The 13,140-nt window shown below is 64.0% G+C and carries 14 protein-coding genes; 4 read left to right on the top strand and 10 right to left on the bottom strand.

Annotation, left to right across the window (positions count from 1 at the left end):
- Positions 1-149 precede the first annotated feature (149 nt).
- Complete coding sequence (locus ACPPVQ_RS13285; RefSeq protein ID WP_426515575.1) at positions 150-608, bottom strand: DUF6114 domain-containing protein; 459 nt, start codon at positions 606-608, stop codon at positions 150-152.
- A 29-nt stretch (positions 609-637) separates the two neighbouring features.
- A complete protein-coding gene (locus ACPPVQ_RS13280; protein WP_426515574.1) occupies positions 638-1,234 on the bottom strand; it encodes a DUF6230 family protein in 597 nt (198 codons plus the stop codon).
- Positions 1,235-1,388: 154 nt separating this feature from the next.
- Between ACPPVQ_RS13280 and ACPPVQ_RS13275 the strand changes: the two genes are divergently transcribed.
- Complete coding sequence (locus tag ACPPVQ_RS13275; protein WP_426515573.1) at positions 1,389-1,973, top strand: TetR/AcrR family transcriptional regulator; 585 nt, start codon at positions 1,389-1,391, stop codon at positions 1,971-1,973.
- Between the two features lie 253 nt (positions 1,974-2,226).
- Here ACPPVQ_RS13275 and ACPPVQ_RS13270 read toward each other — a convergent pair whose 3' ends face one another.
- Both ACPPVQ_RS13270 and ACPPVQ_RS13265 read right to left on the bottom strand, forming a co-directional pair.
- Positions 2,227-2,457 (bottom strand): hypothetical protein, encoded by a 231-nt coding sequence (locus ACPPVQ_RS13270; protein WP_426515572.1) that lies wholly within the window; start codon positions 2,455-2,457, stop codon positions 2,227-2,229.
- Positions 2,454-3,389 (bottom strand): hypothetical protein, encoded by a 936-nt coding sequence (locus ACPPVQ_RS13265; protein ID WP_426515571.1) that lies wholly within the window; start codon positions 3,387-3,389, stop codon positions 2,454-2,456. Before ACPPVQ_RS13265 ends, ACPPVQ_RS13270 begins: the two co-directional genes overlap by 4 nt.
- Before the next feature lie 375 nt (positions 3,390-3,764).
- Here ACPPVQ_RS13265 and ACPPVQ_RS13260 point away from each other — a divergent pair, with 375 nt between their 5' ends.
- Positions 3,765-4,187, top strand: coding sequence for a nitroreductase/quinone reductase family protein (locus ACPPVQ_RS13260; RefSeq protein ID WP_426515570.1), 423 nt, complete (start codon positions 3,765-3,767; stop codon positions 4,185-4,187).
- A gap of 45 nt (positions 4,188-4,232) precedes the next feature.
- On the opposite strand, the gene ACPPVQ_RS13255 is transcribed toward ACPPVQ_RS13260, so the two are convergent.
- From ACPPVQ_RS13255 to ACPPVQ_RS13230, 6 genes are all read right to left on the bottom strand, one after another.
- A complete protein-coding gene (locus tag ACPPVQ_RS13255) occupies positions 4,233-4,490 on the bottom strand; it encodes a hypothetical protein (protein WP_426515569.1) in 258 nt (85 codons plus the stop codon).
- Positions 4,491-4,539: 49 nt separating this feature from the next.
- Positions 4,540-5,190: a GntR family transcriptional regulator gene (locus ACPPVQ_RS13250; protein WP_426515568.1), complete on the bottom strand. Its 651-nt coding sequence runs from the start codon at positions 5,188-5,190 to the stop codon at positions 4,540-4,542.
- 310 nt (positions 5,191-5,500) lie between these two features.
- Complete coding sequence (locus tag ACPPVQ_RS13245; protein ID WP_426515567.1) at positions 5,501-7,357, bottom strand: glycoside hydrolase family 15 protein; 1,857 nt, start codon at positions 7,355-7,357, stop codon at positions 5,501-5,503.
- A complete protein-coding gene (gene zwf / locus ACPPVQ_RS13240; RefSeq protein ID WP_426515566.1) occupies positions 7,354-8,811 on the bottom strand; it encodes a glucose-6-phosphate dehydrogenase in 1,458 nt (485 codons plus the stop codon). Before zwf ends, ACPPVQ_RS13245 begins: the two co-directional genes overlap by 4 nt.
- Before the next feature lie 24 nt (positions 8,812-8,835).
- Positions 8,836-9,834, bottom strand: a complete 999-nt coding sequence (gene cydB, locus ACPPVQ_RS13235; RefSeq protein ID WP_426515565.1) for a cytochrome d ubiquinol oxidase subunit II — start codon at positions 9,832-9,834, stop codon at positions 8,836-8,838.
- A 26-nt stretch (positions 9,835-9,860) separates the two neighbouring features.
- Positions 9,861-11,252 (bottom strand): cytochrome ubiquinol oxidase subunit I, encoded by a 1,392-nt coding sequence (locus ACPPVQ_RS13230; protein ID WP_426515564.1) that lies wholly within the window; start codon positions 11,250-11,252, stop codon positions 9,861-9,863.
- Positions 11,253-11,537: 285 nt separating this feature from the next.
- On the opposite strand from ACPPVQ_RS13230, the gene ACPPVQ_RS13225 reads away from it, so the two are divergent.
- Complete coding sequence (locus ACPPVQ_RS13225) at positions 11,538-12,137, top strand: hypothetical protein (protein WP_426515563.1); 600 nt, start codon at positions 11,538-11,540, stop codon at positions 12,135-12,137.
- On the top strand, positions 12,134-13,117 hold the full coding sequence (locus tag ACPPVQ_RS13220; RefSeq protein WP_426515562.1) for a nucleotidyl transferase AbiEii/AbiGii toxin family protein: 984 nt from the start codon (positions 12,134-12,136) through the stop codon (positions 13,115-13,117). The genes ACPPVQ_RS13225 and ACPPVQ_RS13220 overlap by 4 nt, the downstream gene beginning before the upstream one ends.
- Positions 13,118-13,140 lie beyond the last annotated feature (23 nt).

The raw sequence follows: 13,140 nt of genomic DNA, 5'->3' as shown, positions 1-13,140 counted from the left end.
CGGCGCGATGATCGGGATGCACAGGTCGCCACGGACGCCTCCCGGCGCCCACGACGCACCGATCCCGGTCGCCGCGAGTAACAGGGCGAGGCCCGTCGCGCCGACCCCCAGCGGGCCGTGGCCGCGGTTCCGGATGCGTGACCGCCGGCTCAGGATCGACTCCGAGCGACGTGCGCGGGCTCTGCTTGGAAGTCATCGGGCGCATCCGCGAGCGAAGCGGTGACCGGCTCGCCGTCGCGGGCATCCGCATCCGCCGACCGAGGCATCCACGAGACCGTGAGGATGCCACCGACGACGCCCAGGAGCATCCCGACGAAAAATCCACCGAGGTTCACCCCGACGAGCGAGTAGACGGACACAGCGAGCGCGATGACGCCGTAGAAGATCCGGTGTGCGGGCATCGCGATCACGAGAACGCCCAACAGGACGAGGACCACGGGGACGATGGTCGCCTGCAGGCCTTCGATGCCGAGCTGCACGTGGATCTTGCCCAGGTCGAGTTGCCCGGAGAAGAACAGTTCGATGCCGGCGAGGGCGGTGAGTATCCCGCCGACGAATGGGCGTTCGCGGCGCCACGTCGCGAACCGGGACCAACGTCCCGCCGTCATGCGGTGAGTTCCTTCCCGCTCGTCAGCCATCAGAAGCATCCGTGCGAGCCGTCGGTGAGCTGAACGTGCATCCCGGTCAGAGTGAACACGGACGCCTGGGTGCTCCACGCCGTCTGCTGCAGGTTCGCGATCGTGACGGAGTCCGCATCCTGTGCGAAGTCGCCCGCGCTGCCTTTATGGCTGGTGTTGACGGTGGACGCATCCACGCCGATCCGGATGTTCTTGAACGTCGATTCGCCCTTGAGGTCGGTCATGCCGATCTGTAGGTCGGTTGCGGTCGCGGGCTTGCCACCGCCGCCCGCCGTGATCAGCAGGCCGACTTTGCCCAGGGGAGTGTCTGTGACGACGGACTGGCAGAGGTCCGACAGGCTGGCCGAGCCGATGTTCGCGATCGCGACCTGATGCGGCTTGCCGGCGGTGTCGGGTGCGACTCCGGCGTACTGGGAGAAGGATGTTCCGTCGAGTTTGGATGCGCTGATCTGGAACTGGCTGCCCGAGACCGAGAAGGAGACCGGAACGGCTCCGTTGGCGACGCCGGCCATGAGGAGCGTCGAGACGACGGCGACGGGGACGGCGGCGAGAATGATTCGCCCGGTGTGCGTGCCGGTGAGCTTTCGGAACTTCACAGATCCTCCTCGATCTTCGTTCAACGGGGGAGCCGTGCTACCCCCATCCGGGTGTCAGCTGGCTTCGTTTAGGGACTCTATTAGCTATTGACGAAAAGTCAATAGGCGGATGCCCGGAGGGTCGCAGAGTGGATGCCACGGCTAGGCTCGCACCATGCAGGAGGATCGGCGAACCCGGCTGACCCCCGACGAGCGTCGAGCCCAGCTCGTCGCCCTCGGGGTGGCGTCGCTCGCCGACCACCCCCTCGAGGCGCTGACGATCGAGAAACTGTCCGAACAGGCGGGCGTGTCCCGGGCACTACTGTTCCACTATTTCGGGTCCAAGCAGGGGCTCCACCGCGAGGTCGTCCGCACCGCTCGCGACAGCATGCTCCGGGCGACAGAGCCTTTCGGCGAGCTGCCTCCGCTGGACCGGCTGCGCGACACGTTGGCACGCATTGTGCAATTCGTTCGCGACCACCGGGGGACGTTCTACTCACTCGTGCGCGGTGTCGCCAGCGGCGATGAGGAGGTGCGCGAGGTCGTGGAGCAGGCGCGCGAACTCCAGGCGGCGCGGGTGGTGGCCGTGTTTCTGGAGCTCGGATACGCCGACTCGGCGTTGCTGCGGATCGCGCTCCGGTCGTGGGTGGCGTTCGCCGAGGAGGCGCTCGTGGAAAGTGTGGTCGACGCCGATCTGGCGGCCGATGAGGTCACGGAGTTCCTGGGGCGCAGCGTGCGGGCCGTCGTGGAGTCGGTATGAGGCCGCCAACAAAGTCATCAAATCGGCGGGATGAGCCGGTCCAATACGCTGGACGGACAAAGCGAGTATTCCAGGAGGATAGATGGGCGCGACGGGAAGGCGGGGGCACTGGCGATTTCGACTTTGGCTCACGCGGCTAGGTGAACTGTGCGTCGCGATTGCCGACAGCCTCTTAGCTAGCTTCCGTCGCTAGGGATACAAGACTGACACGCGGAGGGAGCCCCACTCGTGGCACCTCCCTCCGCGTGGCCTCTTAGTCCTCTGCGGCTAGAGCATCACGGCCGGCCCAATAGTTGCCCAATATGAGGAAAATGACACCCTCGACGGCCAACAGAAGGAGCCAAAGCCACCACGGCGCAATAGCGCCGAAGATGACTGCGGCCGCCACAAGCACTGTCGTCGAGCCGAAAGACGCAATCTTGCGCGGCGTCGTGGCGTTGATCGCTCGACGGACGTCGAGCCGGAACGCGTCAATTGGCGTCATTTGCAGTAGCCGCCTGAGTACGCAATGCTCCCGATGACGCCCGGCCCGACAAGGAGTTCCTCACACTTGCCGGCGTTGTAAGCGCGCTGGCTGTTCGCGATGATTGAAAGCGAGTTTGCTCCACAGATCAATCCGCCTGCGTACGAGGTGTATCGCGTGACCCACCCGCAGACGGTAGCCATTCCCGTCATGGTCGTCGCGGTTTTCGTCTCGGCTCGATTGAGCTTCACCGCAGGAAGAATCCCTTCCCAAACAAACGATGGGTCGGCAACGATCGGATATGCATTAGTCGTGTTGTGGTCGACGAATTGCGTAAGAGTGGTGCCGTCAAGTTCGTAGTGCGTAGCAACAGGCGCACCATTTGCGTCCTTCGCCCAGGGTTCCGCTATGAACGCCACCGGGTCGTTGGATTCATTCACAATGAAGTACCCCCGACCAGCAGGAACGATTGAGCCCCCCTCCGGGATGGTCAAGTCATAGCTGTATCGCGAGGGTGCTGACGAATCATTGATAACCGAATTGATCTGAAGCGTCCCGCTCGAAGTGATGACGGGAACCGTGGATGATCCGTTGTTGTTGTCATATGAGACGATGCCCTTTTTCTCCGCGTTTGCTCTATTCGCCCTTGACGCGAATGGAAGGGCGACCCCGATCTCGCCAGCAGCGGTGTCAACCGTGATTCCGGACTCCGGCTCGACAGGAACAACGACCTTCGCGTCCGCGACATCCGCGTCGATTGCATTCTTGCCAGTTTCGGCCGTTGGTACTTGTGCAGAGTCGTTTGCCGTGGCTGGCGTTGCCCGAATCACGCTTTCGATTGTGCTTGGATCCGGCGTGTCTGCGACCGCGGGGGTTGCGCCGATCAGTCCAAGCGCGATCGTCGCGCAGCCGACAAGGATTGCGGCGCTGTTTCGTTGCTTTTTGAAACTCAAAACAATTCAACCTTCATTTCATAGCGAAATGGAGCCAGCAGGGTCCGCCACCCGAAACATTTCGGAGCGAACAGGAGCCAGCCACCCCTGGAGTCACCGAAACTATCGGATACCAATCGTCATGCACAACACTTGTAATATAAATTGCCCCCACTCGTGGCAGAAGAGCGCGCGAGATTTTGCGCCAGGGGTCGGACGGCGACCCGAGGATGCATATCGATCCGCCACCACGCTAGGGGCGAGGCTATTGTGATCGAGACGGCAGTCGCCAGGTCGGAACGTGCGGGTGAAACCATCGCGCAGCGTCCTTGCGCCGGAAAATACGTTCCGCAATCGCGCGACTGAGACAGCGGACACCACACCGAAGGCGGTCTCATGTCGGAATCTCGTCACACCAACTGGAACGAACCGATCATCGCGGAGTTCCGCGCCAACGACGGCACTGTCGCCTCACGCGGCTTCGGCCGCAGCCTCGTGCTGCTGCACCACACCGGCGCGAAGAGCGGCGTCGAACGTGTGACGCCGGTGATGAAGATCGCGGATGGCGACGGCTGGCTCGTCGCAGCATCCAAAGCGGGCGCGGATGACCACCCCGCCTGGTACCACAACCTCCTCGCGCACCCCGACATCATGGTCGAGCTGCCGGGCGAAGGCGAGGTCGCCGTGCATGTGGAGGAGCTCAAGGGCGCCGAACGGGATGCCGGCTGGGAGAAGTTCAAAGCGGCGAGCCCCGGATTCCAGAGCTACGAGGCGCGCACGACGCGCTTGATCCCGGTACTGAAGTTGCACCGACGATGACCGACGCCGTCGACGCCCGCAACGGTACCTACGGTGCGAGGGCGTTCACGGATGCGACCCCTCGTCGATCCATTGCCGCATCAGGGTAACGTCCGATTCCGGCCACGGACCGTCGCAGGGCATCGAGCCGGACACGAGGTGACCGAGGATGGCGTCCTGATTGCTCACGACGTCGTCGTAGTTCCAGAGATCGAAATGGTCGAGCATGCTGCTCCGGTCGAGCTCCCGGAAGAGCGGTTTGATGTCCACCTCGAATCGCAGAGCCGGGCCTGGCGTGCCTGCAACTTTGTCGTTCGTGTTCACGGCTGTCTCTCCTTTCATCCCCTCTACCCAGGGATTCTGGTGCCTTCGGTCAGTCGTCGTCACCGAGGAGGAAGAGGGCTTTTGTCGCCCTCTCGACGTCCGCGGTTCGGTCTGTCTCCCACGCGTCGTCGAGGGCCGAATAGGCTGCGGCGATCTCGGCCCACGGCACCTCCATGCCCTGGAAGACCACGGTCAGGTTGTAGCCGAGCGCAATCGCCTTCTTGTCGACGAGACGGCAGAGGGTCGGATTCGGGCACAGCGCGGTCAGGCGTGTGTAATAGGACCCGACTTCGTGGATGAAAGCCGCCTGATCGTGTTGATGGAGTGCCGTGATCGCTTTCGCGAGGATCGCGCGAAGCTCTTTTCGATCGTCGTCTGCGGCCACGCGCTTGGCAAGAATGGTGACACCGATCAGCATCACACCCAATGTCTGCAGATACTCGATCGCCTGCGCTGGTTGCGGGCGGATGACTCGGGTATGTGCCTGCGGCGCTGTTTCGACGAGTCCTTCCAGTGTCAACGCGAACAGCGCCTGGCGGATCGGCGTTCGAGACACCTGAAGCCAACGCTGGAGTTCGCCGTCATCGAGGACTTCGCCCGGTCTGAACGTCCCGTCCAGGATCGCCCCCTGGATCGCCTCGTAGGCCAGGTCTCGAACGAGTCGACGCGGCTTGGGTTCTTCGGATGACGGGATCGGCAAGACAATTCCTCGGGATTCGGGCAGGCGCAAAGCTCATCCATAGCATGTCAGATCGGGCATCTGACATATGTCGTAGCGATAGTGAGTTTACTTCAAAATTGAAGTACTAGATTGTTATTTCAATTTCGGCTAGCGTGGACCAGCCGGGATCCCCCGCCCGGCTGCGAACGCGCCACCATCACTCAGTCGGGAGAGCGCTGGCGCATCACCTAGTTCGCACTGTGTGTCGCTCTTTCGGGTAGAGCGACGCGCTCTGGGCCCCAGCGGTTGATCCGCTGGGGCCTTTAACGGTCTTTCTTCACGTGCAGTGTCAGAGCGACAGCTCTTCCAGCCGGTCGGCGAGGATGATCCGGGCCGCGGCCTCGATGAGCGCCAGGTGTGAGAACGCCTGCGGGAAGTTCCCCAGGTGACGGGAGCGACCGACTTCGAACTCTTCCGCGTAAAGGCCGAGCGGCGAAGCGATCCGGATTAGCCGCTCCAGCAGATCAGTGGCCTGCTCCCGCTCCCCGACGAGGGAGAGCGCTGAGACCAGCCAGAACGAACAGATCAGGAAGGTGCCTTCCTTGCCGGTGAGACCGTCGTCGGTGTCCCCCGTGACGTACCGCAGCACGAAGCCGTGTTCGGTGAGTTCGGTCGAGATGGCAGCGACCGTGTTCTTCATGCGTTCGTCGGTGCCCGGCAGAAACCCGAAGATCGCCGCGAGCAGCGTCGAGGCGTCCAGCGCGTCGGTGTCGTAGTGCTGACGCAGCACTCCGCGGTCGCTCACACCGTGCGCGAGGATATCCGCCTTGATCTCGTCCGCGGCCGCGCTCCAGGTCTTCTCGAGCTCGGGGTCGTCCCGGATCGCCGCAATCTTCGCGGCGCGGTCCAGGGCCACCCAGCCCATCAGCTTCGAGGACACATAATGCTGCGGGGCTCCGCGAGCCTCCCAGATGCCCTGGTCGGGTTCGCGCCACGACGCCAGGGCGGCTTTGGCCTGCGCCTCCACCAGCGGCCACAAGCGCCTGGGCAGGTGCTCATTTCGGCGGGTGTGCAGCAGGAGGGAGTCGAGCACCGCGCCGTAGACGTCGTTCTGACGCTGGTTGTATGCTCCGTTGCCGAGCCGCACCGGCTTGGCCCCCTCGTAGCCCGAGAGGTCATCCCTGGTCGATTCGGTCAGGTCGCGTCTGCCGTCGATGCCGTACATGATCTGCAGGCCGCCGTCGGGGTTCGGCTCGAGGTCGGCCACGAACTGCATGAACTCGTCGGCCTCCCAGTCCAGGTTCAGAAAATGCAGGGCCTGCAGGGTGAACGTGGTGTCGCGCATCCACGTGTACCGGTAGTCCCAGTTGCGTTCGCCGCCCGGGGTCTCCGGCAGGGAGGTGGTCAGCGCTGCCACCGTCGCACCGGTCGGCATGTAGGTGAGGCCCTTGATCGTCAGGGCCGACCGCTCCAGGGAGTGTCGGAGCGGGTGGTCGGGGATGCGCGCCCGCGCCAGCCATCGCCGCCAGAACGTGACCGTGCGCTCGATACGTTCGGTGGCATCGTCAACATCGGTCGGGGCGGCGAAATCTTCCGCCCAGGACAGCGCGCAGTAGGCCTTCTCACCGGCCGAGAGCGTGTGCCGGGCTCGTGCCTCGCTGCCCTCCAGTCCGATCGACATGTCGGTCGTCAGCCGGAACACCTGCCCAGCACCGGCGGCTTCGGCGACGTGCCCCTCGTCTACCAGCGACCACGCGGCGGGTTCCCGCCCATAGTCGAACGCGGGCTCGCACACCATTTCGACCTCGACCGAGCCTTCGAGGCATTCCACCAGTCGCACGAGCACGTGCTCCGCATCGTCGTCGGCGGGAGGCCTCGTGTGCGGCGTGACGGTGTCGGGTCCTGTGCGCGGTCCCATCGTCAGGGCGTCGGTCACCAGCAGCCAGCCGCCCGGCGTGTGCCAGGTTGTTATCAGCACATTGGTTCCCGGCACGTACGACCGTTGCGTGGGCACGTTGATGCCGAACGGGCCGAACCGGAACGACCCGGCTCCTCTGTCGAGCAGGTTGCCGAATGAACTCGGCGAGTCGAACGCGGGTACACACAGCCAGTCGACCGAACCATCCGGAGCGATCAGTGCCCCGGTGTGGCAGTTCGACAGGAACGCGTAGTCGGCGATCGGCGGAAAGGGTGACGTGAGGCTCATTTCGAGGCCCCGTCCGGCTTGACGATCCAGGGGCCTTCCCATCCGCCGTGATCAGCGATGATGGTCGACGCGATCGCGGGACCCCAGGTGCCCGGGGCATACGGATGCACGGCCGGCGGGTTGTCGATCAGCGGCTGCATTATGCGCCAGCTCTCTTCCACCTCGTCCTGCCCCTTGAACCGGCTGGAATCGCCGATGAGCGCAGCGTGCAGCAGCACTTCATAGGGCGTGGCGCCCTCACCACCTTCATCGGCGAATTCTGCGTCGAGAGTGATCGCCTCCGGTCCGGGTCCATCGGCGCGGCGAGCGTCGACGACCAGCCGGGCGCCGGTGGAGGGATCCAGCTTGACGACGAACTCGTCACGCACCGGCCCGCGGTCTTCGCCGCCGCTGAGCCCGATGTGGACAGGCGGCGGCTCCCGGAAGACGACGCGCAGTTCTGTTTGCGTGACCGGGAGTTTCTTGCCTGTCCGGATGTAGAACGGCACGCCCGCCCACCGCCAGTTGTCGATCTCGAGCCGCAATGCCGCGTAGGTCTCCGTCGTCGAGCCCTCGGCGACCCCCTTGATGTCGAGGTAGCCCTCGTACTGACCCCGGACGTAGTGTTCGGGATCGGCGGCCTTCACAGAACGGAACAGCGTCACCGCCGAGTCGCGCAGCGCTTCCGGCCCCCCTCCGGAGGGCGGCTCCATTGCGGCCGCTGCCACCACCTGCATGAGGTGGTTGACCACCACGTCGCGCAACGCGCCGACCGGGTCATAGAAATGACCACGATCCTCGACGCCGAAATCCTCGGCCATCGTGATCTCCACGCACTCTACGTAGCTGCGATTCCACAGCGGTTCCAGAATGGTGTTGGCGAAGCGGAGGTAGAGGATCTCCTCGTAGCCCATCTTTCCGAGGTAGTGGTCGATCCGGTAGATCTGCGCTTCGTCGAGGTAGGTGTGCAGTTCCGCTGCCAGCGCCCGGGCGGATTCGAGATCGTGACCGAACGGCTTCTCCACGACGACGCGGGCCGTGGCCGTGAGACCGGCCTCCGCGAGACCTTGCGCGACCCTGCCGAACAGGAACGGAGGGATCTCGAGGTAGAACACCGGATGCTTGGTGCCGCTGATCGCCTCTCCGACCCGTTGATAGGTCGCCGCCTCGCCGAAGTCGCCCTGCACATAGGCCAGCCGCCCGGCGAAGCGTGCGAACACCTTCTCGTCGAGCACTTCACCCGTGGCGATGATCGAGTCCCGCGCGCGTTTCACCAGTTGCTCCAGCGTCCAGTCGTCGACGGCAACCCCGACGATCGGACAGTCAAGTAACCCTCGGCGTTCCAGACGATACAGCGAGCGGAACGTCATCACCCTGGCGAGGTCGCCGGTTATCCCGAAGACCACCAGAACGTCGCCGACCGCCGACCACTGGTCACGTGCCGGGGTTGAGGTCGGTGAGGTTGAACTGTTCATCGCTGTCTCCGTACTCTGTGTGAATCAATCTGAAGCAGGCGGTCCGACCACGCGGCGCCGGAACACCACGTACGTGTAGCCCTGGTAGATCAGCACGATCGGGAAGCACACCGCCGCGACGATGCTCATCACGCTCAGTGCATAGGTTCCGGATGCGCTCCCTGCGACGGTCAGGCTGTATGACGCGTTCGTGCTCGACACGAGCACCCGCGGGTACAGGCTGACGAACAGGGATGCGACCACGAGGCCCGTCGCGATCGAACTGGCCCCGAACGCGAGCCCGTCGCGTGCACGGAACTGCGCGACCAGGGAAGCAACGACGGCAAGCAGCGCCAGCGCCAGCACCACGTAGGCGCCGGGTCCCGGATGCGCGACCAACGCCATCCACACCCCGAACACCGCGACCATGCCGAGGGCGACGAACGAGCTCACGTGGCCGAACGCGCGCGCCCGCCCGCGGACCACATCCGTCGTCCGTAGCGCGAGGAAGGTCGACCCCTGCACCAGGCACAGGACGAGCGCGGTGAGGCCCGTCCAGACTCCGAAACCGGTGAAGAGACTCCAGAAGGTGCCGGTGAAGTTGCCGCCGCTGTCGATCGGCAGGCCGGCGATCAGGTCGCCGAGCGCGAGACCCAGCACGGTGGGGGCAACGACGCTGCCGACCGTCAGGCAGAGGCTCCATCCCCAGCGCCAGCCGTCGCCGCGACCGTGGCCGCGCCATTCGAACGAGATACCGCGCACGATCAGGGCGACCAGGAGGAGCACGACGGCGAGGTACGACGCCGAGATCCAAGTCGCGTACCAGGCGGGGAACGCCGCGAAGATCGCAGCCGCGCCGACGATCAGCCAGACTTCGTTGCCATCCCAGAACGGGCCGATCGTGTTGATGGCGATCCGTCGTTCGGTCTCCGTGCGTCCGACGAACGAATGGAGGGCACCGACACCGAAGTCGAAGCCTTCGAGCACGAAGAAGCCGGTCCAGAAGACGGCGATGATGATGAACCACAGGTCGGCGAGATTCATGCGGTCCTCCTCATCGTCTCAGGTCGTCAGTACGTCAGGGCCGGGATGTCGGTGCGGGTGTCGTGTTCGGCGTCCTCGTCGATCTCCTGGAGGTCGCGACGGCCATAGCGCAGCATCAGCACGAGATCGAGAACGGCAAGCACGATGTAGACGAGGAAGAACGCGGAGAGGCTGATGATGAGATCGGCGGCGGAGACGCTCGTCGTGGCTCCGTCGGCGGTCGTCATCAGTCCCTGCACGATCCACGGTTGTCGTCCGTTCTCGGTGAGGAACCAGCCGGCCGTGTTCATGACGAACGGTATGGGCACAGCCCAGGTCGCAATGAAGAGGAACGCCCGCGATGTGGGCAGTTTTCGGCGCAGGGCGATCCAGCCGCCCCACAGGGCGAAGAGGAGTACGAGGGATCCGAGGTAGGCCATCACGCGCATCGCCCAGTACTGGATGAACACGTTCGGCACGTAGTTGCCGGGCCCATACTGCTCGACCGACTGCTGTTGCAGTTCGTTGAGGCCGACGACTTTGCCGTCCCAGGTGCCGGTCGCGAGGATCGACAGCAGGTGCGGCACCGCGATGATCTTCGTCGGCGTCTCGTCGTTGTTGCCGCCGCCGATCTGGAAGAGCGAGAACGAGCACGGCTGGCACGTCGTCCACTGCGCTTCGGCGGCGGCGATCTTCATGGGCTGGTAGGTGGTCTCGATGACACCGAGGTAGCTGCCGACACCGAGCTGGACAGCAGAAAGCGGCACCAGCACCACAAGCGACAGGAGCGCGGATGTCTTGAACAGCATCCGCCCCCGCCTGAGCTGCCACGCCGAGATGCCCAGCATCACCATCGCACCTGTGATCAGCGAGGCGATGACCACGTGAAGGTATCCCCACACGAACACCGGGTTGGTGAACAGGTCTCCGATCGAATTGAGCACCGGACGCCCGGTGCTCGAGCTGGTCGCGTATCCGACCGGATGCTGCATCCACGAGTTCGCGGCCATGATGAACGCCGCGGACAGCATCGCGCCTGCCGCCACCAGCCACACCGAAAGCAGGTGCACCCCGCGCGGCAGCGCGTTCCAGCCGAAGACCCACAAGCCCAGGAAGGTCGACTCCAGGAAGAATGCGGCCAGCCCCTCCATCGCGAGCGGGGCGCCGAACACGTCACCGACATACACCGAGTACTTCGACCAGTTCATGCCGAACTGGAACTCCTGCACGAGGCCGGTCACGACGCCGATCGCGACGTTGATCAGCAGGAGGGTGCCGAAGAACTTCGTGAGGCGCTTGTGGCGGGGGTCATGTGAGCGGAACCATGCGGTCTGAAGCAGCGCGACAAGGAACGCGAGCCCGATCGTGACGGGTACGAAGAGAAAGTGGTAGACGCTGGTCGAGGCGAACTGCAGGCGAGCCAGGTCCACCAGATTCACGACGACGGTCCCCTTCCGGTCCGTTCACCGGGAAGAGCATCCCGGTGAGCGTGTTCACGGCCCGGTTCGAGCTGCCGTAACGGTCGGAACCGGCGGTCGTCCACACAGTCTGCTCGCATGCGCGACCGAGCCGCAACTGAACTTAAGGTGAACCGGTCGGCGGGTGCGACTCGCCTTGCCAGAAATTCCAGCGGTCCTAATCGTTGTTCCGATCCAAGTAGCGATGGTTGTGGGGTTCAAGACAGGCTTGTAGCGAATGTCACGTTTCGGATAGACTTTCGTGACATGATCACCGAATCACCAGCAGCCGCGATCCGTGCAATGCCCGAGAAGGCATTCGTTCGCGTTGCCGCCCTTCCCGGGACACCGGAGGCTGCCCGTAAGGCGGCCTCGCGCGCAGCGCGCGAAGGCGACCTTGTGCAGGTGCGGAAGGGCCTCTACTACCGCGGCCGACGTTCGCGCTATGGGATGACGCGACCGCGGATCGAGGAAATCGTTCGTGAAGTGCTCGGCGCCAGAGGGGTCGGCCCCGCTGGGTATTCGGCTGCGCGCGCGTGGGAAGTCACAACCCAGGTTCCCTCAGTTCTCGAGATGTCCACCCTGCGGTCCGTGCACTCGATTTCCGGAGTCAAGCAGGTTCTCCGACGGAACCTTGCTCGCGTCGACCTGAACGAGAAGGAGATCGCGCTCCTTGAGATCCTCCGTTCTCCGGAGGTCTACGTTGAGACAGGATGGGCGACGCTCGTCGGCAAGGTTCGGGAGTCCGCGAAGGCGGGGGAGATCCGCGAAGAGATGTTGCGCGCCGCCCTTCCAGGGGAAGGCAACGTCGCGGTGCGAGCCAACTTCGAACGGCTGACCAACGACCTCACAGTCGCGGCCGCATGACCGCGCGCCTACGGGACGACCCCGACGCGCTTAGCGTTCTGATCGACCGGGCCGCCGAACACTTCGGCATACGGGCCGCCTACATCGAGAAGGACTTCTGGGTCACCGAAGTGCTCCGCGTTGCGGCGCGGACTCGCCTCATCCGGTTGCCCGACGGAAATACCGCTGATACGACATTTGTCTTCAAAGGCGGAACGAGCCTGAGCCGTGTCTTCGAGTTGATAAGACGGTTCTCGGAAGACATTGATCTGCTCGCAGTCTTTCCGGACGAAGCGAGCATCTCTGCCTGGCACAAGGTGTTGAAGCAGGTCGACACGGAAGTGTCATCGCACCTCGGCGTGCTGGGGGAGGTTCCCCCAGGTGGCTCAACGACTGGAATCAAGCGATACACCACCTACCGTTACCCGGCAGAAGGCGTTGATGTCGACATCAAGGAAGTGGTGCTTCTTGAGCTCGGCAGTCGTGGCGGCAGCCACCCCGCTGAGGTCCATTCGTACCGTTCGCTACTCTCAACGTTCGCGTTCGCCGAGCTTGGCGAAAACGGAGGCGTCTGGGACGAGTTCGTGCCGTTCGATGTCAACGTTCTCGCGCCTGAGCGCACCTTGCTGGAGAAGCTCGCTGCGGTCCACGACGCGGCGTCTCGTATGGACACGGTCGCACTCAAAAAAGGCGGCCGACACTTCTACGATATTTATTGCCTTTTGGCCAACGCGGAGGTGCGCGATGCGCTCGATGTGCTCGGATGTGACGGTGTGTCTGCACTTGTTGACGACATTAACAAACACAGCGACGAAGCAGGGTTCGGATGCACAGCCCGTCCGAAAGGCGGATTCGCCGACAGTCCGGCGTTCGACTCGGCACATTCATCACGAGAGGCCATCACCGCTGGGTATGCGGCCGCGCGTGGACTCATCTACGGCGAGCGGATCGCCTTCGAGTCTGTCGATGGCATCGTTGCTGAATATCGCGGACTCCTCTAGGGGCCGTGTTACTGACCGGTAGA

This window comes from Leifsonia sp. McL0618, from assembly GCF_049994905.1.
GTDB lineage: Bacteria > Actinomycetota > Actinomycetes > Actinomycetales > Microbacteriaceae > Diaminobutyricibacter.
Note: the sequence above shows the minus strand (reverse complement) of the source record. Positions and strands in the feature narration are given on the sequence as shown.

Coding starts and splice junctions, on each gene's coding strand:
- ACPPVQ_RS13285 (WP_426515575.1), bottom strand. CDS start 608: ATGACGGCGGGACGTTGGTCCCGGTTCGCGACGTGGCGCCGCGAACGC.
- ACPPVQ_RS13275 (WP_426515573.1), top strand. CDS start 1,389: ATGCAGGAGGATCGGCGAACCCGGCTGACCCCCGACGAGCGTCGAGCC.
- ACPPVQ_RS13270 (WP_426515572.1), bottom strand. CDS start 2,457: ATGACGCCAATTGACGCGTTCCGGCTCGACGTCCGTCGAGCGATCAAC.
- ACPPVQ_RS13260 (WP_426515570.1), top strand. CDS start 3,765: ATGTCGGAATCTCGTCACACCAACTGGAACGAACCGATCATCGCGGAG.
- ACPPVQ_RS13245 (WP_426515567.1), bottom strand. CDS start 7,357: ATGAGCCTCACGTCACCCTTTCCGCCGATCGCCGACTACGCGTTCCTG.
- zwf (WP_426515566.1), bottom strand. CDS start 8,811: ATGAACAGTTCAACCTCACCGACCTCAACCCCGGCACGTGACCAGTGG.
- cydB (WP_426515565.1), bottom strand. CDS start 9,834: ATGAATCTCGCCGACCTGTGGTTCATCATCATCGCCGTCTTCTGGACC.
- ACPPVQ_RS13225 (WP_426515563.1), top strand. CDS start 11,538: ATGATCACCGAATCACCAGCAGCCGCGATCCGTGCAATGCCCGAGAAG.
- ACPPVQ_RS13220 (WP_426515562.1), top strand. CDS start 12,134: ATGACCGCGCGCCTACGGGACGACCCCGACGCGCTTAGCGTTCTGATC.